Below are 19,975 nucleotides of genomic sequence, written 5' to 3' on the forward strand. Positions count from 1 at the left end.
ATGAAAGCACGCCTACTGGGAGGCATTGCCGCATTGGTTGTCGCAATCATAGGCACCGTCCTACTCTTCAACTATGTGCAGGGCGCGGATCGCAGGGCCCTCGCAAACACGGAAACGGAAGACGTCCTTGTGGTCAAGCAGGAGGTTGCCGCGGGGACGCCGGCCAGCCAACTGAGCCAATATGTCACCACGAAGACGGTTCCTCGAATAGCAGTGGCCGAAGGAGTCGTCGACGACCTTGAATCCCTCGGTTCGAAGGTAACGGCCGTCGGACTAAAGCCTGGAGAGCAATTGCTCACCAGCCGCCTGGTTGACGCGAATGCGTTTCTGGGTCCCGCGAGGGTCGAGGTTCCCGAAGGTCTCCAGGAAATCACCGTACGTCTCAGCATCGACCGCGTTGTCGGCGGCAAGATAGAGGCCGGAGATACGGTGGGCGTATTCATTTCACTCGGCGATGGCGCTTCTTCGGCCGACGATGAGGGTGGCAGCGGGACACAGCTGACTTTCCACAAAGTCCTCGTGACAGCGGTCCAGTTCAGCTCAGGCCAGGCAGCGCAGACGCAGGGCGAGGCAACCCAGGCCAGTTCGCAGGGTGCCCTCAATGCAAACAACCAGGACAAGCAGACGTCCAGCGACTCCTACCTCATCACATTCGCCAGGAACGCCGTTGATGCCGAGAAGCTGGTGTACGCAGCAGAATTCGGGAAGATCTATCTCTCGAAGGAGCCTGCGAGCGCCACCGAGGGCACCAGCGGAGTCGTCAACCAGACAAAGGTATTCCGATGAGCCGCTTCATTCTGATCTCACCCTCCGTAGATTATGAACGCAAAGTACGGGCATCCGTAGCCCCCTTGAGCGGATCGCTCCAGTACTTCCAGGCGGCATACCTGCCCGAATCTCCGGAGGACATCCTTCGGCAGCAAGCCGGCGAACCGCCCGAGGTCCTGATCCTTGGCCCCGGCCTGCCCCAGGATGAGGCACTAAAGTTCGCAGCCATCATGGACCTGCAGTACCCCGAGATCAGCATTGTTTTGGCTGGGGACGACGACGGCGAGCTGGCACTGAACGCCATGCGTTCAGGCATCCGGGATCTCCTTCCGCCCTCGGCCGACATGGACCAGGTGCGGGCTTTGGTGGAACGCGCAAGCCTTGCTGCGGCGGGACGTCGACGCGGACTGGGTCCCAACACGGCGGAACGCCCCACTACCGAGGGAGGCCGGGTAATCGCCGTCATGTCGCCCAAGGGTGGCGTTGGCAAAACAACGATTGCCAGCAACCTCGCCATCGGTCTGGGACAAATCGCTCCGATGAGCGTTGTTGTGGTGGATCTGGATCTCCAGTTCGGTGACATCGGCAGCGGTCTTATGCTGGAGCCCGACTTCACCATCACGGACGCAGTTGTTGGTGCGGCGAGCCAGGATGCCATGGTCCTCAAGACGTACTTGACACTGCACGCCGGCAACATCTACGTCCTCTGTGCCCCCCGCAACCCTATTGATATGGACAGGATTAGCGGCGAACACATCAGCCACCTCTTGCGCCAGCTCCGCACCGAATTCCAATACGTAGTGGTGGATACGGCTCCTGGGCTTGGTGAACACGTCCTCGCAACCCTGGAACAAGCCACAGATGCTGTTTGGGTTTGCGGCATGGACATCCCGAGCATTCGGGGTTTGCGAACCGGGTTCCAGATTCTTTCGGAGCTTGACCTGCTCCCAGATCATCGACACGTGGTCCTCAACATGGCCGACCGCAAGACCGGCCTCACGGTTCAGGACGTAGAAGCGACGATCGGTGCTCCGGTAGACATAGTCCTTCCCCGTTCCAGGAATGTCCCCTTCTCGACTAATAAAGGCGTTCCCCTACTGCAAGACGGGAGTAGGGACCCGGCAGCGAAAGGCCTCAGGCAGCTGGTGGAGCGCTTCAAACCCAACTGGGAGGCTCCACGCAAGAAGCTGCACAGAAGGGCGGTAGTCCAGTGACTCTCTCACACCGATTCGCGAAGTTGCGCGGCGACGAAGTCAGCGGCCTTGAGGTGCCGGCGTCTTCCACCTCACAGCAACAGCCAGCTACCCTAGGCGCCATCCAGCAGGCCCAGGCGACGCAACAAGCTCAGGCCCCCGCTGCGATGGAGGTGACCACCGGAAACGCAAGCGAAGCCTTGTCGGGTCTGAAAGAGCGCGCCAGCCAGGCCCTTTATGAGCGTCTTGGTTCTCGGATTACAGATTCCTCCTTGGAGGAATCTGAGCTACATCAGTTCGTCAAGGACGAGCTCAAGGCGGTCGTCGATGAAGAACAGGTCCCCCTGTCACAGGGAGAGCGCCAGCGGCTAACCCGGGAAATAATCGACGATGTATTGGGCCATGGGCCGATGCAGCGCTACTTGGACGACCCTACGGTCACTGAAATCATGGTCAATCGGGCTGACCAGATCTATGTGGAGCGTAACGGCCACCTGTTCCTCACGGATACTAAGTTCAGCTCAGAAGAGGCGCTTCGCCGAGTGATTGAGCGCATCGTGACGCGCATCGGCCGGAGGATCGACGAGTCTTCACCCCTCGTGGATGCCCGCCTGCCAGATGGTTCACGTGTGAACGCCATCATTCCCCCGCTCGCCGTCAATGGGGCGTCCCTGACCATCCGAAAGTTCGGCAGGGAGGCCCTTACGGTTCAGAAGCTCATCGGCTTTGGAAGCCTCTCCCCCGAGATGGCCGAGCTCCTCCAGGCATGCGTTCTCGCCAAGATGAACATCATCGTCTCCGGCGGTACCGGCACCGGAAAGACGACCATGCTGAATGTTCTGTCGTCGTTCATCCCAGCCACGGACCGCATCGTGACTATTGAGGACGCGGTCGAGCTGCAACTCCAGCAAGACCACGTGGTGAGGCTGGAAAGCCGACCTGCCAATATCGAGGGTAAGGGTGAAGTTTCAATCCGCGACCTGGTGCGAAACTCGCTTCGCATGAGGCCAGACCGGATTGTTGTTGGTGAAGTCCGCGGGGGTGAGTCCCTAGACATGCTCCAGGCAATGAACACGGGGCACGACGGCTCGATCTCAACGGTCCACGCAAACTCCCCCAGGGATGCAGTCGCCCGTCTTGAGACCCTGGTCCTCATGGCCGGGATGGATCTACCGCTTAGAGCTATCCGAGAGCAGATCGCTTCAGCCGTAAACCTCATTGTGCATATTTCACGGCTTCGTGACGGATCCCGGCGGGTAACGCACATTACGGAGGTCCAGGGAATGGAAGGAGACATCGTCACGCTTCAGGACGCCTTTGTCTTCGACTACTCGGCAGGCATAGATGCCAACGGGCGTTTCCTGGGGAAGCCGATTCCCACAGGGGTACGGCCACGCTTCACAGACCGTTTCGAGGAGCTGGGCATCAAGATCTCTCCAGTCGTATTCGGCGCGCAAGCGGTCAGGGGACGGTGATGGAGACTCCAGAAGCCCCAATGCTGATGTTGGTGGCGGGCGTGCTAATGATCTTCACTGCGATGATCGTTCTGTTCGTCGTCGTCCTCAAGCCCGGAAGCGCGATCCCCCTCTCGCGGCGACGGCCGGATGTCGCCTCTGCTAGCTCAAGGCTGACAGTCTTGACCGATTCGGCGGTGGGGGCTATTAACAAGCAGCTGAAGGGAAAGAACGACTTCCTGGTCAGCCGGGAGAAACTCGAACGGGCAGGCCTAAAAACACAACCCGCCGACTTCCTGCTCATGATGGGCGCAGGCACAGTCGCTGGCACCGTCTTCGGATTCCTCTTGGGCGGGCTGTTCTTCGCGATTCTTATGCTCGCCGTCGTACCCGCCGGCATGATGGCTTACCTTTCCCTGTTGACCTCGCGCCGCAAGAGCAAGTTCGACGAGCAGCTCCCGGACACACTGCAAATGCTGACGGGGAGCATGCGGGCAGGGCACAGCCTGATGCGCGCAATTGATGCTTCTGCTCGGGAGACGGATGCTCCAATGTCCGAGGAGCTGAGCCGAATCGTCAATGAAACCAGGATTGGCCGGGACCTTGGGGAGTCCATGATCGACGTCTCCGCACGCACCGGCAGTGAAGACTTTGCGTGGATCTCGCAGGCCATCGATATACACCGGGAAGTCGGCGGCGACCTTGCTGAGGTGCTTGACCACGTGGGTGAGACCATCCGAGATAGGAATCAGATCAGACGCCAGGTCAAGGCCCTCAGTGCAGAAGGAAAGATGTCAGCGGCGGTTCTCATGGGACTCCCGGTGGTGCTTTTCTTTGCTTTGATCCTGATCAACGCGCAGTACGCCAAGACGTTCACCAGCACTGTTCCAGGATTCCTCATGCTTGGGGCCGCAGCTGTAATGCTCACAGCCGGCGGCTTCTGGCTCAGCCGCTTGATCAAACCGAAGTACTAGGAGGGTCGACATGTCACCCATGGCATTTGGGGCAATACTGGCCATAATTCTGCCCATCACGTACTTGGTATGGTCCGTCGCGGCGACGGACAGGGTTGCCTTAAGGAACATCCAAGCCAATCTTGGTCAGCGCGCAAGGATTGCGGCGCCGCAGAACCTCGCGGCAGAGTTCGGCGACATTGCACTCAAAGTCACGCCAGGAGGCTACGTTGCCTGGCTGGACAAGCAACTGGCGGCCGTGGGCCGACCGAAAGAATGGCCCCTGGAGCGGCTACTGATCGTAAAGCCGATGCTGGCGCTCGGCGCGGGCGTCCTTGGGCTTTTCAACTTCCTCGCCTCGCCGGCTCCCGCACGCTTTGCCATTCTTGTCGCAGCACTGGCATTCGGGTACTTCGCACCGGACCTACTGGTACGCACCAATGCTGAGAAGCGGAGGGCCAAAATCCGCCAGGAGCTGCCTAGCACCTTGGACCAGATGCTGATCTCGGTGCAGGCTGGCCTGGGATTCGAAGCCGCGATGGCCCGTACTGCGCAAAATGGCAGCGGACCGCTGGCAGATGAGATGACCCGCACTCTGCAGGATATGCAGGTGGGACGCTCTCGCAAGGAGGCCTACCTGGCAATGTCTGACCGCGTCGACGTACCCGACCTCCGCTCATTCATTCGGGCCATTGTCCAAGCCGATGCGTACGGCATTGCCATCGCAAAGGTACTGAAGGTTCAGGCCCATGAGATGCGGCTCAAGCGCCGCCAGCGGGCGGAGGAACACGCGATGAAGATTCCAGTGAAGATCCTCTTTCCTCTCATCTTCTTTATTTTTCCGACCCTCTTCATCATCCTGCTGGGGCCGGCCCTCATGAACATCGTCGCCGCCTTTTCCTAGGATGAATTATGAATCGACTGACTAGGATCGTGCACTACGTAGCCGCGTTCTTCACCGGCCTGGGCGACCAAGAACGCGGCGCCACCGCCACGGAGTACAGCATCCTCACTGGGTTCATAGCCATGGTGATTGTCGCCGGTGTGGGCCTGTTCGGGACCTCACTCAATTTGTTTTTCGGTTTCCTCACCACTGGCGTGAAGACTGCTCTAGGAATCCCGTAGTCTCCCCGCTACAGCGCCGCCAGGCGCCCCATATACCGGACCCCCTCGGCACCCAGAACCGAGGGGGTCCGCTTGTGTGCCCACTGCCTTGCGAAATCCAGCGTTAGCGCAGCGAGAACCCAGCAAAAGCGCAGGAGAAATACACCGCGTAAAGCCTTTGCGCAGGATGCTCCAAGATCCGGGATTGGAGGCAAATCTGCTTGCTACCTTCGTTTTAGTGCTGGTGCAGGGCCAGCCATCCGTCTCGCTCAGGAGTACAAATGCTTTCTCTCATCGCTACACTTCAGACCCTCGGCTTCAACCTCAAGAACCGACTCAACGAAGAGAAGGGTGCTACCGCCGTTGAATACGGCATCATGGTGGGCCTCATCGCCGTCGTCATCATCGTTGCTGTCAACACCCTGGGCGGCACCCTCGACGGATTCTTCGACTCCGTCAACAACGAGCTCGCGCCCACCACCCCTTAGTCAGCTCGGTTCCGGCCCCCCATATCGGAACCGCACCGCCTCAAAGAAGCAGGCACAGAACACGAGTCATCCAAGAGGAGGTGCAGCAGGTGTCACACGATTCGGAACGCGGTGCAGCCGCCGTCGAGTTCGCGATCCTGCTGCCCCTCCTCTTGATGCTTGTCCTCGGAACCATCGAGTTCGGCCGCGCCTACAACGCCCAGATCACCCTCACCAACGCAGCCCGCGACGGCGTCCGGGTAATGGCCATCGGCAACGATCCCGCCGGTGCAAAGACAGCAGCCCAGAACGCCGCAGCATCCGTCAGCACCAGCATCCCCGCCACGGACATCACGCTCAGCACCAACGCGTGCAGCACAGGCGCCCAAGTGACCCTCACCATCAAGTACAACCTGTCCACCATCACCGGCATTGCCGGACCCTTCCCGATGACCGGCAAGGGGGTCATGCTGTGCGGCGGCTGACCGAGGACAAAGCACAAAACGAACGCGGTGCCATCAGCGTCATCGTGGCCATCCTCCTGGTGACCCTCCTCGGGTTCGTGGCGATCTCCGTTGACGTCGGGGTGATCTACTCGGAACGCGCACAGCTGCAGAACGGCGCCGACGCCTCCGCCATTGCCCTGGCGCAGAAGTGCGCACGGGACGATGCGGATCCGGTGTGTTCCACGACGTCCACCCTCGCGGCGAGCCTCGCCAACCAGAACGCCCTGGACGGCATGAGCAAGGTGCACACCATCGAGCTCGACAAAACCGCCCGGAAAGTCAGTGTCACCACCTCCGCGAAAGAGGCCGGCGGCACGGACAATTCCGTCTCCCTCTTCTTCGCGGACGTCCTCGGCGTTCCCACCAAAGAGGTGGGTGCCCGGGGATCGGCCGTCTGGGGCAGCCCCCGGGCCGGCCTCACCGCATTCCCCCTGGCGTTCTCCATCTGCCAGGTCAAGGACAAGATCGGCACGGGGCTCCAGCTCCTCCAGGAACACGGAAAGAACGCCAACGCCGACTGCAACTACGGCCCGTCCGGAGCGGCAGTGCAGGGCGGCTTCGGCTGGCTGGTCCAGGACGCCGGTGCGTGCGGCGGCACCATCGACCTAGCCGTCAGCGAAGGCGGCAGCGACCCCGGCAACAACGCCCCTGGCAACTGCTCCACCGAACTGAACCGCTGGGCCAGCGACATCACCGCCGGCCGCGACGTCATCGTCCTCCTCCCGGTGTTCAACAAAGTCACCGGAACCGGCGCCGGCGCCGTCTACGGGCTTGTCTCCTTCGCGGCTTTCAAGGTCACCGGCTGGAAGTTCAGCGGAGACTCGTCCCTCCCCTACACCTTCCAAAACAGGGCGTCGACGACGACGGGCGTCACCTCCGCCACGGAATGCCGCGGCGAGTGCCGCGGCGTCATCGGCAGCTTCGTCAAATACGTTTCCCTCGCCGACGGCTACACCCTCGGGCCCGTTGACGAATACGGCGCCGTCATCGCCCGCCCCACCCTCTAGCCACCACCCCAGATATTCAGGAGCTGAAAGTGAAGTCTCGCCTGCTCGCCGGAACGGCCGCGGTTGCCCTGGCGCTCGTGGGAGCCCTCCTCATCATCTTCTACGCCAATGGCGCGGACCGGCGGGCCCTCGCCTCCACCGAACCCGTGGACGTCCTGGTGGTCAAGACCGCCATCCCCGCAGGCACTCCGGTCAACGACATGGCTGCCTCCCTGGTTGTCGAGAAGGTCCCGGCAGCAGGCAAGTCAGACAGCGCCCTCAGCACCCTTGAAGGCAAGGCCAACACCGTCAGCGCCGTGGACTTGGTTCCAGGGGAACAGCTCCTGGCCGAGCGGCTCGTCGCGCCCGCCGATGTCAAGGAACACGGCGCCGTCGAGGTTCCCGCCGGCCTCCAGGAAGTTTCCTTCCAGCTGGAGCCGCAGCGGGTCGTCGGCGGCCGGGTCAATGTCGGAGACCACGTTGGCATCTCGCTGAACTTCGAAAACGGCGCCTACAAGGCTAGAGCAGAGGACGCCACCACCCAGCTCACCCTCCGCAAGGTTCTCGTCACCGGAGTCCAAGGGGCTGCGAGCGCCGAGACCGCCGAGACCGAAGAGAACACTGCTCTCCCCGAAGGATCCCTCATGCTGACCGTGGCCGTCAGCGACGTTGACGCCAGCAAGATCATCTTCACGTCAATCAACGGCAGCCTCTGGCTCACCAAGGAACCCCTCGACGCCCAGGACAACGGACCCCGGATCGAACGCAAGGAAGTGGTCTACAAGTGAGCCGGTTCGTCCTCCTCTCCCCCAGCGGCGAGTTCGACCAGAAGCTGCGCGCCGCCGTCGCCCACGGCCTCCGCGGCTCCGTCCAGACCATCGCCTCGGACATCCTCCCCGCGGGCCCCGCCGAGCTGTTCGCCCTCCTCAATCAGGAGCAGCCCGAAGTCCTCATCATCGGCCCGGACGTCCCCTACGAGGAGGCGCTGCGGTTCGCCAAGGTCTTCGACGTCCAGCTCCCGGGCCTCAGCCTGGTGCTGGTCAGCGACATCGAGCCGTCCTTCCTGGTCCACGCCATGCGCGCCGGTATCCGGGACATCCTCAGCCCGCAGGCCGACGCCGCCGAGATCCGCGTGCTGCTGGAGCGTGCCTGCCAGTCCTTCGCCACCCGCCACCGGAGCCCCGAGACGCAAGCGGCGGACAACGGCGGCAAGGGCCTGGTGATCGGCGTGTTCTCCCCCAAGGGCGGCGTCGGCAAGACCACCCTGGCAACCAATATCGCCATCGGCCTGGGCCAGATCGCGCCCATGAGCGTGGTCATCGTGGACCTTGACCTGCAATTCGGCGACGTCGCCTCCGGCCTCTACCTCAACCCCGAGCACACGGTCACGGACGCCGTCACCCCCGCCGCAGCCCAGGACTCCCTGGTCCTCAAGGCATTCCTCACGGTCCACCCGGCCGGGATCTACGCACTGTGCGCCCCGCCGAACCCGGTGGACGCGGACCACATCACGCCGGACCAGATCACCCACCTGCTGGAGCAGCTGTCCCAGGAATTCCAGTACGTGGTCCTGGACACCGCCCCCGGCATGCCCGAAATCGGCCTCGCCGCCATGGAGCAGTGCACCGACGTTGTCTGGGTCAGCGCCATGGACATCCCCAGCCTCCGCGGCCTCCGCTCAGGCCTGGAGGTGCTCCGCCAGCTGGAGATCATGCCCGAATCCCGGCACGTGGTCCTGAACATGGCCGACGCCAAAGCCGGCCTCAATGTCCGCGACGTCGAGTCCACCATCGGCGCCCCGGTGGACGTCAGCGTTCCCCGGTCCCGCGCCGTGGCCCTGTCCACCAACCGCGGCATCCCCGTCCTCCAGGAATCCAAAAAGGACCCGGCCGTCAAGAGCCTCCGCCAGCTGGTGGAGCGCTTCAACCCGGCCTGGCGTACCCAGACCCAGCGGAAGCTGCACCGAAGGGTGGTCATCTGATGAAACTCTCCGAACGGATCAGCGCGGTCCAGGACCGTAACCAGTCCGCCGGCAGCAGCGTTGCCGTGCTCGAATCCCCGCGTCCGGCGGCCGCACCGGCCAGGACCCGGGAGGGCGAGTCGCGGCACCTTCCCGCCGCTCCCGAGGTCGTCATTCCAACGTCCGACGCCGGTGCCTCCGCCGTGCCTTCAGCTCCCTCGGTGCCCAAGGCACAGTCCGTGGACGTCTTCGCCGCCATGAAGCACCGCGCGGCCACCGCGCTTTTCGAGCGGATGGGCGCGCGCTTCAACGACGCGACGGCCACCGAGCAGGAGCTGCGGAGCACGGCCAAGGAGGAGTTGACGCGGATCATCGACGCCGAGCAGGTTCCGCTGACGCCTGAGGAACGGACCCGGCTTGTCCAGGACATTTCCGACGACGTCCTGGGCTTCGGCCCACTCCAGCGACTGCTGGACGATCCCGCCGTCACCGAAATCATGGTCAACCGGATGGACCAGATCTATGTGGAACGCAAGGGCAAACTGACGCTGACCGAGTCCCGCTTCAGCTCCGAGGAACACCTGCGGAAGGTCATCGAGCGGATCGTGTCCAAGGTGGGCCGCCGCATTGACGAGTCCTCACCACTGGTGGACGCCCGCCTCGAGGACGGCTCCCGTGTCAACGCCGTGATCCCGCCGCTGGCCGTGGGCGGATCCTCGCTGACCATCCGTAAGTTCAGCAAGGTCCCGCTGACCGTCCGCAACCTCATCGATTTCGGCACGCTCACGCCCGAAATGGCCGAGCTGCTCAACGCCTGCGTTAAAGCGAAGCTGAACATCATCGTCTCCGGCGGTACCGGCACCGGCAAGACCACCCTCCTGAACGTCCTGTCCTCCTTCCTGCCCGCGGACGAACGGATCGTCACCATCGAGGACGCCGTGGAGCTCCAGATCCAGCAGCAGCACGTGGTCCGGCTCGAAAGCCGCCCGCCGAACACCGAGGGCAAGGGCGAGGTGACCATCCGCGAACTGCTCCGGAACTCGCTGCGTATGCGCCCGGACCGGATCGTGGTGGGCGAGGTCCGCGGCGGGGAATCACTGGACATGCTCCAGGCCATGAACACCGGCCACGACGGCTCCCTTTCAACGGTCCACTCCAACTCCCCCCGGGACGCGGTGGCCAGGCTCGAAACCCTGGTGCTGATGGCCGGCATGGACCTGCCGCTGCGCGCCATCCGCGAACAGATCGCCTCCGCCGTCAACCTCATTGTGCAGATCTCCCGGCTCCGTGACGGCTCCCGCCGCATCACTCACGTCACCGAAGTCCAGGGGATGGAAGGGGACATCGTGACCCTCCAGGACGCCTTCGTCTTTGACTACTCCGCCGGAGTGGACGCGCAGGGCCGCTTCCTGGGCAAACCCGTGGCCACCGGAATCCGGCCCCGGTTCATCGACCGGTTCGAAGACCTGGGCATCCACGTCTCCCCCGGCGTTTTCGCCGGACCCCAGGCGGTGGCGGGCCAGCCCACCGCCGGCCAGAACCACGGCGGACGGTGACGGCCGCCATGATCCTTGCTGCCGGAACCGCCATCCTGCTGATAGCCGTAGCCCTGTTCGGTGCCGCTATCCTTCTGCCCAGCGCGCCGGACGTGCCGCTGGACCGCCGTCGTCCTTTTGATCCCGACCCTCAGTCCTCCCTTACGCGCGTGGCGCTCTCCGCCGTCCGTTCCTTTGAGCGGCTCCTCGCCGGCCGGAGCATCTCCCTCTTTACCCGGCCCGAGCTCGAGAACGCCGGGCTCCGGCTCAGCCAGGCCGAGTTCTTCCTGCTGGTGGGAATCGGCGCCGGCGTGGGGATGCTGGTAGGCACGGTCACGGTCGGCCCTTTGGTGGGGCTGCTCCTGGCGCTGCTGGCGCCCTTCATTGGGAAACTCGTCCTGGGATTCCTGGCCGGTAAACGGCGGGCCACCTTCGACAGCCAGCTGGGAGACACCCTCCAGCTCCTCTCCGGCGGCCTCCGCGCCGGGCACAGCATCCTGCGCGCCATTGATGCTGCGGCAGCGGAGTCGCAGAAGCCGACGTCGGAGGAGATGCGGCGCGTGATCACGGAGACCAGCCTGGGCCGCGACCTGCTGGCCGCCCTCAACGACACCGCCGACCGGATGAAGAACGAGGATTTCATCTGGATCTCCCAAGCCATCCAAATCAACCGCGAGGTGGGCGGCAACCTGGCCGACGTCCTGGACCAGGTTAACGAAACCATCCGCGAGCGCGCCGAAATCAAAGGCCACATCAAGGCCCTGGCCGCCGAAGGCAAGTTCTCCGCCTACATCCTCATCGCCATGCCGTTCGGAATTGTGGCCATGCTGCTCGCTGTCAGTCCCAACTACATGAACTCCATGTTCACCCATCCCCTGGGCTGGGCCATGATCGGGGCCTCGTTTGTCCTCATGACCATCGGCGCCCTGTGGATGCGCAAGATCATCGACCTGAAGTTCTGAGGAAGCCATGAACCTGACAGTTCTCCTCTCCATCCTGATGGTCTGCGTCCCCCTGGCCGGGATGGCGTGGTCCGTCCTGACGGTGGACAAGCAGGGCCGCGTCGCCGTCAACGACCTCCTGTCCCGCGGTGCCGCACCCGTGGCGGTTGCCGCCGCCGGCAAACCAGGGATGCTTGAAGGCATCGGCCGGCGCCTGACGCCTCCTGCCTATGTCGCCTTCCTTGACCGGCTGCTGGCCCTCGCCGGCCGGCCCGCCTCGATGCCGCTGGGCAAGGTCCTCGGCTCCAAGCTGGCGATAGGCCTGGCGGGCATCACGGTAGGCATCTACCTGACGGCCATCGGAAGCACTCCGCTGATGAAGCTCGCAGGCCTGTTCCTGCTGTTCCTGGGCTACTTCATCCCGGACCTCCTGCTCTACAGCAAGGGGCAGGAACGCCAGAAGATCATGCAGCTGGAACTGGCCAACACCCTCGACCAGATGCTGATTTCCGTGGAAGCGGGGCTCGGCTTTGAAGGCGCCATGGCCCGCGCAGGGGAAAACGGCAAGGGCCCGCTGGCGGAAGAACTGGTAAGGACCCTGCAGGACATGCAGGTGGGCCGCAGTAGGCGTGAGTCCTATACGGCGTTGGCGGAACGGACCAATATTCCGGAGCTGCGCAGCTTTGTGCAGGCCGTGGTCCAGGCGGACACGTACGGTATTGCCATCAGCCGCGTGCTGCGGGTCCAGGCCAAGGTGATGCGGGTCAAGCGGCGCCAGCGGGCCGAGGAAAAGGCGATGAAACTCCCGGTAATGATCCTCTTTCCGCTGCTCTTCTTTATATTCCCGGTTCTCTTTATTGCCATTCTTGGGCCAGCCGTCATCAACACCGTGGTTACCTTCAGCGGACAGTAAGCCAGCGCAGTCCGGGCCGAAATATGGCTCAAGGTTTCCACAGGATCACCCGAAATAGGACAACGGAAGAATTTCAGGAAGTAGCCTTGAACAATGCACAGTCAAGATCCCGGCACCAGCCGCGAGGCCGCCGCTGCGGGCTCTCTGCAGCCAGGGATCGCTTCAGCTGCCGGAGCCGCGCTGCCACAGGAAGCGGCCGGTCTCTTGCCGCTCGTTGACGCCGCCGTCCTCGAGGAGCTGGACGACGAACTGGCCGGCTCCGGCCTCGCCCAGCGCTTCGCCCGCGACTATGCGGCCATGTGGGACCAGCGCTACACCCGGCTCGCAGCAGCCGTGGAGAACCAGGACAGCGACTCAGCCCTGGACGCCGTCATCAGCCTGAAGATCACGTCCGCCATGGTGGGCGGCCTCCGCCTGGCGAAACTCGCCGAACTGCTGGAGTCCGTGATCCGCCTGGGCGACTTCGGCCAGGGCCAGGCGCTCATGAAGCGCGTGGCGGCGGACGGCGGGCAGACCGTCTCCGAACTCCAGGCCACCTACATCCTGGAAAACGACTGATTCCCGCCTACTCTTCGAACGGCCTCTTCGGAGCCAGCCGGTAACCCACGCCGCGGACCGTTTGCAGCCAGCGGGGCGAGAGCTGGTCCTCCTTGAGCTTGCGCCGCAGGTTGCCCACATGGACTTCGACGGCGCGTTCGTCCGCTTCGCTGATGTACGTGTCCTCGTCATAGAACTCGCCGCGCACGGCCCGTACGAGGTCAGCCCGGGTGCACACCGCGCCGCCGCCTCGGAGCAGCACATGGAGCAGGTCGAATTCACTGCGGGTGAGCCCGAGTGGCTCGCCTTTGACCTCCACCGTCCGCGTGCGGTGGTTGAGGGTCAGGCCGTTGTGCTGCAAAACGGCGGAGTCGTGGGTGCCAGGCGCGGCAGCCGGGGTGGCAGGTGCTCCCCACGCCGGCGCTGGCCTCTGACCGTTGACCTCATGCCGGGGCCGGCGCATCATGGCCGCCACCCGTGCCCGGAGCTCCCTGGGCCGGAAGGGTTTGGCAATGTAGTCATCCGCTCCGGCGTTGAGGGCGGACAACAGGTCCGGCTCCTCAGTCCGGCCGGTCAGCATCACCACGTAGGCATTGCTGAAATGGCGGATCCGCCGCAATACTTCGAACCCGTCGATGTCCGGCAGCCCGATATCCAGCGTGACAACATTGGCCTGTTTGCTGCGGACCACTTCCACACCGGCTCGTCCGTCCACCGCTGTATGCACTTCAAATCCTGCCTGGGTCAGCACGCCCTCAAGGAGGTTGCGCACATCGGCATCGTCTTCAATTACTACAGCCACACCAAGTTCGTCCATTGATATCCCTGAGCCAGGCGGACATGGCCCCCCATCAGCCCAGCGCCAATGCCATACCCGCTCCAACCATTTATACGCTACTAGTAAGCCATGCTGATCACATCCCTTTCCGCATTGATTTCGGAAAGTCAATTACTATGACAAGACGTGTGGATTATGAACTGAGAGGATACTCCGGAGTGAGCCGCAGCAATTCCAGTGCCCCTACGGACCTGTCATCCGGTCCAGCCAGCGGGGCCTGAAACCCTTTTATGGCTGAGCACCTGTTCCAGCGCGGACCTTCCCGCTTCTTCCGTGGCCTCGGACCTAGGGCGCAGGTGGCCCTGTGCCAGCTGCCGCTGACACTGATCGTGGCGGCATTGGCTGTGGCCACTCCCTTCGCTTGGCCAACACTGGTCCACAGCCCCCTCTACCTGTCCGGCATCCTCCTTCACGGTGCCCTCTTCCTCGGCTGCCTCCTGGTGCCCTGGGAGCGCCTGGCCCACCGGCCCTACCTGCTGATCCCGGTCCTGGATTTCCTGGCCATCGGGCTGCTCCGGAACGGCGCCGCTCCCCTGCTCCCTGGCTTGGCGGTCCTGGCGGTCTTCCCGGTGATCTGGCTCTCTGCCTCGGGCATGCTGGCCCGCAGCAGCCTGGTCCTGAGCTTTTTCGGCACCATGCTCATCATGGTCCCGTCCCTGGCCGGGCGTTTCCCCAATCTGACTGCCTCGGACGTCACCACAACGCTCCTCTTTCCCCTCATGATGCTCTCGGTCTCCCTCGCCATCCGCTTCGCCAGCGTGCACCTCCGGCTCCAGCAGCAGGAACTGGCGCAGAAGGACAGGGAGCTGCGGAAACTGCTGCACGAAAGCCGGGAACGGGAGAAGCTGCTCCAGACGGTCCTTGACGCCACAGACGTAGGAATTGCGGCCGTCGACCGTTACGGGCATTTCCTGGTGTCCAATATTCAGCAGCGGCATTTCCGCAAGTCCACCAGGGCGGACGGCGCCGTGCCCGGACAGGGGCACCAGCTGATCTTCGGGCAGGACCGGCGGACCCTGCTGCCGCCGGAGAAACGTCCCATCAGCCGCGCCATCGCAGGAGAATCCTTCGCGGACTACCTGGTGTGGGCCGGAGAGGGCGCGGAACAGCGCGCGGTGTCGACGGCGGCCAGGCCTTTGGTGGACGAGGACGGCGGCTTCAACGGCGCCGTGGTGGTGTACACGGACGTCACCGGCTGGGTGGAGGCGCTGGCCGCGAACCAGGAGCTCGTCTCCAACGTGTCCCACGAGTTCAAGACGCCCCTGAACTCCATCATCGGCAACATAGACCTGGCGCTGGACGACGCCGCCGGCCTGCCGCCGCAGCTTGCCCACCGTTTGCGGGTGGTCCAGCGCAACGCGGAGCGGCTGCTGGCGCTGGTTGCGGACCTGTCGGCATCGGCGTCGGCTGCCTTGAACGTGCACCCGAAAAGGACGGACCTCGCCAGCCTGGTGGAAACCACCCTGGGGTCGGCGCAGGCCCTGGCCGAGCGGGCCCATATCCAGCTCACTGCGGACGTTCCCTCGCCGCTGTGGGCCTACGCGGATCCGCTCCGGATCGGCCAGGCCCTGGACAACCTGGTTTCCAACGCCATTAAGTACTCTCCCGACGGCGGCACGGTCAGCATCAGCGCCCGTGCCGGTGGGGACTGGGTCCAACTCAGCGTCAGCGATACCGGAATGGGGATCTCCCTGGAGGACAGCGCCAGGGTCTTCAAACGGTTCTTCCGCACTGAAGCAGCGCAGAAAGCCTCCATCTCGGGGGCGGGGCTGGGCCTGTCCATTACCAAGATGATCGTGGAGGGCCACGGCGGCACCATCAGCTGCGAGAGCGGCCAGGGGAAGGGCAGCACCTTCACCGTGACCCTGCCTGCGGACGGGCCGCCGCCGTCGTTCTGAAGGCTGGGCCCACGCCCGCAGGGTTCCCTGGCCGAGCTTGCGAGGCTAGGGTGCGGGTGGGGATTAGTGCTCGCGCAGCGCCCTGGTCAGCTCCGCCCGGGCCAGCAGCTCGTCGTTCGAGGGATAGGCGACCTCTTCCAGCACGAGGGGATGCGGCGCGGCCAGCACCGATTTCGCGTCCCGCTTCTTCGCCAGGAGCCGCTCATGCAGCCAGCCGGGTCCCTCCACGCCCTCCCCCACGTAAAGGGCAGAACCGATCAGGGCGCGCACCATGTTGTGGCAGAACGCATCGGCCTGCACCGTGGCCACAATGACGCCGTCCTCCCCCCGCGCGAACTCGAAGCGCTGGAGCTCACGGATGGTGGTGGCGCCTTCGCGGGGTTTGCAGAAGGACAGGAAGTTCTGGAGCCCCAGCAGCTTTGACGCGCCCTCGTTCAGCAGCACCACATCCAGCGGGTTCTTGTGCCACAGGGTGAAGTAGCGTTCCAGCGGGTCCCAGAGGGCCGGGCCGTCCGCGATCCGGTAGCTGTACCGCCGCCAGAGGGCTGAGAAGCGGGCGTCGAAGCCCTCCGGCGCCAGCGAGATGCTGTGCACCTCCACGGCGCCTGTCAAGTCCCCCAGGATCCGGCTCAGCGCGCCCCGGATGCGGCGCAGCATGGCGACGGCGGGATCGAGTTCGTGCCCCCGCGGCAGTCCCTGCCACTCGGCTTCCGTCAGGTCCAGGTGGACCACCTGACCGCGGGCATGCACCCCGGCGTCTGTGCGGCCGGCGACCGTCACGCGGATGGGCCGGCGGACCAGCAGGTGCAGGGCTTCCTCAAGGACGCCCTGCACGGTCTTCCGGCCCGGCTGAAGCGCCCACCCGCTGAAGGGGCCGCCGTCGTAGGACACATCAAGCCGGACACGCAAAAACCCGCCGCCCCCCAATACGGGGGCCGCGGGTTTTTGGTCGTTCATAGACTCAAGTCTATGCGAAGAAAATCAGCGAATTACTTCGCGTCCTTTTCCTCGGCTGCGGGAGCCTCGGGTGCTTCCTCAGCGGCCGGGGCCTCTTCGGTTGCAGCTTCTTCAGCAGCAGGTGCCTCAGCAGCTTCGTCAGCTGCGGGGGCCTCGGCGGCCTCAGCCTCGGGAGCCTCTTCTGCAACCGGGGCAGCAGCGGCTTCCTTCTTGTCGGCGTCGCGCTTGGCGGCGGAAGTAGCCTCGGCTACAACGGCCTGCTTGGCGGAAACCGGCTCAAGCACCAGTTCGATGACGGCCATGGGAGCGTTGTCGCCCTTGCGGTTGCCGATCTTGGTGATGCGGGTGTAGCCGCCGTCGCGGTTCTCCACAGCCTGGGCGATGTCAGTGAACAGCTCGTGGACGACGCCCTTGTTGCTGATCAGGCCGAGGACCCGGCGGCGGGAAGCGAGGTCGCCACGCTTGGCGAAGGTCACCAGGCGCTCTGCGTACGGCTTCAGGCGCTTGGCCTTGGTCACCGTGGTGGTGATCCGCTTGTGCTCGAACAGGGATGCTGCCAGGTTCGCGAGCATGAGGCGCTCGTGAGCCGGGCCGCCTCCGAGGCGCGGACCCTTAGTGGGGGTAGGCATAGTTGTTTCTCCTCAAATGGAAGCCGTGGGCTGCACACCGTGGTGCGGCCCGCCGGCCAAGGTCTGGTTTAGAGTTCGTCGTCGCCGAAGGCGGCGTCGTCCTCTTCGATTGCTGCGGCGCGTGCTGCGAGGTCAAAACCGGGAGGCGAGTCCTTGAGGGACAGGCCCAGTTCAACCAGCTTTGCCTTGACCTCGTCAATGGACTTGGCACCGAAGTTGCGGATGTCCATCAGGTCAGCCTCGGAGCGGGCAACGAGTTCACCCACGGTGTGGATGCCCTCACGCTTGAGGCAGTTGTAGGAACGGACGGTGAGGTCCAGATCCTCGATCGGCAGTGCCATGTCGGCTGCCAGGGCAGCGTCGGTGGGCGACGGGCCGATCTCGATACCTTCAGCTGCGGTGTTCAGCTCACGTGCCAGACCGAAGAGCTCCACCAGGGTGGTGCCTGCGGAAGCGACGGCATCGCGCGGGGCGATGGCCTGCTTGGTCTCGACGTCGACAATCAGCTTGTCGAAGTCGGTGCGCTGCTCAACACGGGTTGCTTCCACGCGGAAAGTAACCTTCAGCACCGGCGAGTAGATGGAGTCGACCGGGATACGGCCGATCTCTGCGTCGCCGGACTTGTTCTGAGCTGCCGAAACGTAGCCGCGGCCGCGCTCGATGGTCAGTTCGAGTTCGAACTTGCCCTTCGAGTTCAGCGTGGCGATGTGCAGATCCGGGTTGTGGAATTCGACGCCGGCCGGCGGAGCGATGTCCGCGGCGGTGACGACTCCGGGGCCCTGCTTGCGCAGGTAGGCAACAACCGGCTCATCGTGCTCGGAGGAAACCGAGAGGCTCTTGATGTTCAGGATGATCTCAGTGACATCTTCCTTGACACCCGGAACCGTGGTGAACTCGTGCAGCACGCCATCGATCCGGATGCTGGTTACGGCAGCACCGGGGATGGAGGAGAGCAGGGTACGGCGGAGGGAGTTTCCGAGGGTGTAGCCGAAGCCCGGTTCCAGCGGTTCAATGATGAAACGCGAACGGTTTTCGGAGACTACCTCTTCGGAGAGGGTGGGGCGCTGTGCAATGAGCACTTAGGTTTCCTTTCGGCGAGCATCCGCTATATGACGCAACACAGGTGGTGGAAATTCGGTCTGAAGACTTAACGTGCTGGGCTTGCCCGGACCGTCAGCGGTCCGGGCAAGCTCATGCGGCGTTGGCAGCCTTAGACGCGGCGGCGCTTCGGCGGGCGGCAGCCGTTGTGCGCAGCGGGGGTGACGTCCTGGATGGAGCCAACCTCGAGGCCTGCGGCCTGCAGCGAACGGATCGCGGTCTCGCGTCCGGAACCCGGTCCCTTGACGAAAACGTCAACCTTGCGCATGCCGTGCTCCTGGGCACGCTTGGCAGCAGCTTCGGCAGCCATCTGGGCTGCGAACGGGGTGGACTTACGCGAGCCCTTGAAGCCAACCTCACCTGAGGAAGCCCAAGAGATAACAGCGCCGCTCGGATCCGTGATGGAAACGATGGTGTTGTTAAAGGTGCTCTTGATGTGCGCCTGGCCCAGCGCGATATTCTTTTTGTCCTTCTTACGCGGCTTGCGAACCGCGCCACGAGTCTTCGGGGGCATTATTTCTCCTACAGAAAGTTATTGGGGGAAAGTCCGTTAATCCCGGCGGGGATTTTAACGGGCCTTCTTCTTGCCGGCGACGGTGCGCTTCGGGCCCTTGCGGGTACGGGCGTTGGTCTTCGTACGCTGTCCGCGTACGGGCAGGCCCTTGCGGTGGCGCAGGCCTTCGTAGCTGCCGATTTCAACCTTGCGGCGGATATCTGCTGCTACTTCGCGGCGAAGGTCACCCTCAACCTTGTAGTTGCCTTCAATGTAGTCACGCAGCTCAACCAGCTGTGCATCAGTCAGGTCCTTGACGCGAACGTCGGCGCTGATGCCAGTGGCAGCCAGGGTTTCGTGTGCACGGGTCTTGCCCACGCCGTAGATGTAAGTAAGCGCAATTTCCAGCCGCTTTTCGCGGGGAATGTCTACGCCAGCGAGACGAGCCATAGTGGCAGTACTCCTTGATAAACCGGAGGTCGTAGGCAGTACACCCGCACGTGCTGTACGGCCCCAGCCTCCGACCGGGGGTTAGCTGCCCGGGCTCCATACGTCCCAGATCAGCTTGTGCTGCCTTTTATTTACTTGCGTGGGTTAGCAACCCAGGATTTCCCGATGAAGGGAATTAGCCCTGGCGCTGCTTGTGGCGCGGGTTCTCGCAGATCACCATGACCCGGCCATTACGGCGGATCACTTTGCACTTTTCGCAGATCTGCTTGACGCTCGGCTTGACCTTCATGGCATT

Annotated in this window: 23 protein-coding genes; 16 read left to right on the top strand and 7 right to left on the bottom strand. The window is 63.7% G+C overall.

What is annotated here, in order from left to right; all coding sequences use genetic code 11:
* The 15 genes from ABRP28_RS09135 to ABRP28_RS09205 all read left to right on the top strand — a co-directional run bounded on the left by ABRP28_RS09135 (position 1) and on the right by ABRP28_RS09205 (position 13,338).
* Entirely contained in the window at positions 1–786 is a 786-nt protein-coding gene (locus tag ABRP28_RS09135; RefSeq protein WP_350002031.1) for an RcpC/CpaB family pilus assembly protein, read from the top strand.
* Positions 783–1,982 carry an AAA family ATPase gene (locus ABRP28_RS09140; RefSeq protein WP_350002033.1) on the top strand — a complete coding sequence of 400 codons (1,200 nt, stop codon included), beginning with the start codon at positions 783–785 and terminating at the stop codon, positions 1,980–1,982. The genes ABRP28_RS09135 and ABRP28_RS09140 overlap by 4 nt, the downstream gene beginning before the upstream one ends.
* Positions 1,979–3,436: a CpaF family protein gene (locus tag ABRP28_RS09145; protein WP_350002034.1), complete on the top strand. Its 1,458-nt coding sequence runs from the start codon at positions 1,979–1,981 to the stop codon at positions 3,434–3,436. Before ABRP28_RS09140 ends, ABRP28_RS09145 begins: the two co-directional genes overlap by 4 nt.
* Positions 3,436–4,389 (top strand): type II secretion system F family protein, encoded by a 954-nt coding sequence (locus ABRP28_RS09150; protein ID WP_350002036.1) that lies wholly within the window; start codon positions 3,436–3,438, stop codon positions 4,387–4,389. Before ABRP28_RS09145 ends, ABRP28_RS09150 begins: the two co-directional genes overlap by 1 nt.
* Before the next feature lie 10 nt (positions 4,390–4,399).
* Positions 4,400–5,272: a type II secretion system F family protein gene (locus ABRP28_RS09155; RefSeq protein WP_350002037.1), complete on the top strand. Its 873-nt coding sequence runs from the start codon at positions 4,400–4,402 to the stop codon at positions 5,270–5,272.
* Between the two features lie 8 nt (positions 5,273–5,280).
* Positions 5,281–5,493, top strand: a complete 213-nt coding sequence (locus ABRP28_RS09160) for a Flp family type IVb pilin (protein WP_350002038.1) — start codon at positions 5,281–5,283, stop codon at positions 5,491–5,493.
* A gap of 260 nt (positions 5,494–5,753) precedes the next feature.
* Complete coding sequence (locus ABRP28_RS09165) at positions 5,754–5,960, top strand: Flp family type IVb pilin (RefSeq protein ID WP_350002040.1); 207 nt, start codon at positions 5,754–5,756, stop codon at positions 5,958–5,960.
* A gap of 89 nt (positions 5,961–6,049) precedes the next feature.
* The gene (locus tag ABRP28_RS09170; protein WP_350002042.1) at positions 6,050–6,424 is read left to right on the top strand and encodes a TadE family protein; all 375 of its coding nucleotides are present in this window, start codon (positions 6,050–6,052) and stop codon (positions 6,422–6,424) included.
* Positions 6,412–7,452: a TadE/TadG family type IV pilus assembly protein gene (locus ABRP28_RS09175; RefSeq protein WP_350002044.1), complete on the top strand. Its 1,041-nt coding sequence runs from the start codon at positions 6,412–6,414 to the stop codon at positions 7,450–7,452. The genes ABRP28_RS09170 and ABRP28_RS09175 overlap by 13 nt, the downstream gene beginning before the upstream one ends.
* A 29-nt stretch (positions 7,453–7,481) precedes the next feature.
* Positions 7,482–8,219, top strand: coding sequence for an RcpC/CpaB family pilus assembly protein (locus ABRP28_RS09180; protein WP_350002045.1), 738 nt, complete (start codon positions 7,482–7,484; stop codon positions 8,217–8,219).
* Positions 8,216–9,412, top strand: a complete 1,197-nt coding sequence (locus ABRP28_RS09185) for an AAA family ATPase (RefSeq protein WP_231454758.1) — start codon at positions 8,216–8,218, stop codon at positions 9,410–9,412. The genes ABRP28_RS09180 and ABRP28_RS09185 overlap by 4 nt, the downstream gene beginning before the upstream one ends.
* Positions 9,412–10,947 carry a CpaF family protein gene (locus tag ABRP28_RS09190; protein WP_350002047.1) on the top strand — a complete coding sequence of 512 codons (1,536 nt, stop codon included), beginning with the start codon at positions 9,412–9,414 and terminating at the stop codon, positions 10,945–10,947. The genes ABRP28_RS09185 and ABRP28_RS09190 overlap by 1 nt, the downstream gene beginning before the upstream one ends.
* An 8-nt stretch (positions 10,948–10,955) precedes the next feature.
* Complete coding sequence (locus tag ABRP28_RS09195) at positions 10,956–11,888, top strand: type II secretion system F family protein (RefSeq protein ID WP_350002049.1); 933 nt, start codon at positions 10,956–10,958, stop codon at positions 11,886–11,888.
* 7 nt (positions 11,889–11,895) lie between these two features.
* Positions 11,896–12,780 carry a type II secretion system F family protein gene (locus tag ABRP28_RS09200; protein ID WP_350002051.1) on the top strand — a complete coding sequence of 295 codons (885 nt, stop codon included), beginning with the start codon at positions 11,896–11,898 and terminating at the stop codon, positions 12,778–12,780.
* A gap of 93 nt (positions 12,781–12,873) precedes the next feature.
* Entirely contained in the window at positions 12,874–13,338 is a 465-nt protein-coding gene (locus ABRP28_RS09205; protein ID WP_350002053.1) for an Hpt domain-containing protein, read from the top strand.
* Between the two features lie 7 nt (positions 13,339–13,345).
* On the opposite strand, the gene ABRP28_RS09210 is transcribed toward ABRP28_RS09205, so the two are convergent.
* A complete protein-coding gene (locus tag ABRP28_RS09210; RefSeq protein ID WP_350002055.1) occupies positions 13,346–14,134 on the bottom strand; it encodes a response regulator transcription factor in 789 nt (262 codons plus the stop codon).
* A 251-nt stretch (positions 14,135–14,385) separates the two neighbouring features.
* Here ABRP28_RS09210 and ABRP28_RS09215 point away from each other — a divergent pair, with 251 nt between their 5' ends.
* The gene (locus ABRP28_RS09215; RefSeq protein ID WP_350002056.1) at positions 14,386–16,053 is read left to right on the top strand and encodes an ATP-binding protein; all 1,668 of its coding nucleotides are present in this window, start codon (positions 14,386–14,388) and stop codon (positions 16,051–16,053) included.
* 63 nt (positions 16,054–16,116) lie between these two features.
* Here the strand turns inward: ABRP28_RS09215 and ABRP28_RS09220 are convergent, their stop codons facing one another.
* The 6 genes from ABRP28_RS09220 to rpmJ all read right to left on the bottom strand — a co-directional run bounded on the left by ABRP28_RS09220 (position 16,117) and on the right by rpmJ (position 19,969).
* Positions 16,117–17,010 (bottom strand): tRNA pseudouridine synthase A, encoded by an 894-nt coding sequence (locus ABRP28_RS09220; protein ID WP_350002058.1) that lies wholly within the window; start codon positions 17,008–17,010, stop codon positions 16,117–16,119.
* Positions 17,011–17,042: 32 nt separating this feature from the next.
* Positions 17,043–17,639, bottom strand: a complete 597-nt coding sequence (rplQ, locus tag ABRP28_RS09225) for a 50S ribosomal protein L17 (protein ID WP_231454765.1) — start codon at positions 17,637–17,639, stop codon at positions 17,043–17,045.
* A gap of 68 nt (positions 17,640–17,707) precedes the next feature.
* Positions 17,708–18,718, bottom strand: a complete 1,011-nt coding sequence (locus ABRP28_RS09230) for a DNA-directed RNA polymerase subunit alpha (RefSeq protein WP_013601812.1) — start codon at positions 18,716–18,718, stop codon at positions 17,708–17,710.
* Positions 18,719–18,849: 131 nt separating this feature from the next.
* Complete coding sequence (gene rpsK, locus ABRP28_RS09235) at positions 18,850–19,251, bottom strand: 30S ribosomal protein S11 (RefSeq protein ID WP_018760435.1); 402 nt, start codon at positions 19,249–19,251, stop codon at positions 18,850–18,852.
* A gap of 54 nt (positions 19,252–19,305) precedes the next feature.
* Entirely contained in the window at positions 19,306–19,680 is a 375-nt protein-coding gene (rpsM, locus tag ABRP28_RS09240) for a 30S ribosomal protein S13 (protein WP_003803743.1), read from the bottom strand.
* A gap of 175 nt (positions 19,681–19,855) precedes the next feature.
* Positions 19,856–19,969 (bottom strand): 50S ribosomal protein L36, encoded by a 114-nt coding sequence (rpmJ, locus tag ABRP28_RS09245; protein ID WP_009358722.1) that lies wholly within the window; start codon positions 19,967–19,969, stop codon positions 19,856–19,858.
* Positions 19,970–19,975: the final 6 nt, after the last annotated feature.

Source organism: Pseudarthrobacter sp. WHRI 8279 (assembly GCF_040224115.2).
GTDB lineage: Bacteria > Actinomycetota > Actinomycetes > Actinomycetales > Micrococcaceae > Arthrobacter.

Bases quoted from the DNA above. Each gene is read 5' to 3' on its own strand.
- rplQ (WP_231454765.1), bottom strand. From the start codon at position 17,639: ATGCCTACCCCCACTAAGGGTCCGCGCCTCGGAGGCGGCCCGGCTCAC.
- ABRP28_RS09165 (WP_350002040.1), top strand. From the start codon at position 5,754: ATGCTTTCTCTCATCGCTACACTTCAGACCCTCGGCTTCAACCTCAAG.
- rpmJ (WP_009358722.1), bottom strand. From the start codon at position 19,969: ATGAAGGTCAAGCCGAGCGTCAAGCAGATCTGCGAAAAGTGCAAAGTG.
- ABRP28_RS09205 (WP_350002053.1), top strand. From the start codon at position 12,874: ATGCACAGTCAAGATCCCGGCACCAGCCGCGAGGCCGCCGCTGCGGGC.
- ABRP28_RS09140 (WP_350002033.1), top strand. From the start codon at position 783: ATGAGCCGCTTCATTCTGATCTCACCCTCCGTAGATTATGAACGCAAA.
- ABRP28_RS09195 (WP_350002049.1), top strand. From the start codon at position 10,956: ATGATCCTTGCTGCCGGAACCGCCATCCTGCTGATAGCCGTAGCCCTG.
- ABRP28_RS09190 (WP_350002047.1), top strand. From the start codon at position 9,412: ATGAAACTCTCCGAACGGATCAGCGCGGTCCAGGACCGTAACCAGTCC.
- ABRP28_RS09200 (WP_350002051.1), top strand. From the start codon at position 11,896: ATGAACCTGACAGTTCTCCTCTCCATCCTGATGGTCTGCGTCCCCCTG.
- rpsK (WP_018760435.1), bottom strand. From the start codon at position 19,251: ATGCCCCCGAAGACTCGTGGCGCGGTTCGCAAGCCGCGTAAGAAGGAC.
- ABRP28_RS09135 (WP_350002031.1), top strand. From the start codon at position 1: ATGAAAGCACGCCTACTGGGAGGCATTGCCGCATTGGTTGTCGCAATC.
- ABRP28_RS09150 (WP_350002036.1), top strand. From the start codon at position 3,436: ATGGAGACTCCAGAAGCCCCAATGCTGATGTTGGTGGCGGGCGTGCTA.
- ABRP28_RS09220 (WP_350002058.1), bottom strand. From the start codon at position 17,010: ATGAACGACCAAAAACCCGCGGCCCCCGTATTGGGGGGCGGCGGGTTT.
- ABRP28_RS09160 (WP_350002038.1), top strand. From the start codon at position 5,281: ATGAATCGACTGACTAGGATCGTGCACTACGTAGCCGCGTTCTTCACC.
- rpsM (WP_003803743.1), bottom strand. From the start codon at position 19,680: ATGGCTCGTCTCGCTGGCGTAGACATTCCCCGCGAAAAGCGGCTGGAA.
- ABRP28_RS09210 (WP_350002055.1), bottom strand. From the start codon at position 14,134: ATGGACGAACTTGGTGTGGCTGTAGTAATTGAAGACGATGCCGATGTG.
- ABRP28_RS09155 (WP_350002037.1), top strand. From the start codon at position 4,400: ATGTCACCCATGGCATTTGGGGCAATACTGGCCATAATTCTGCCCATC.
- ABRP28_RS09215 (WP_350002056.1), top strand. From the start codon at position 14,386: ATGGCTGAGCACCTGTTCCAGCGCGGACCTTCCCGCTTCTTCCGTGGC.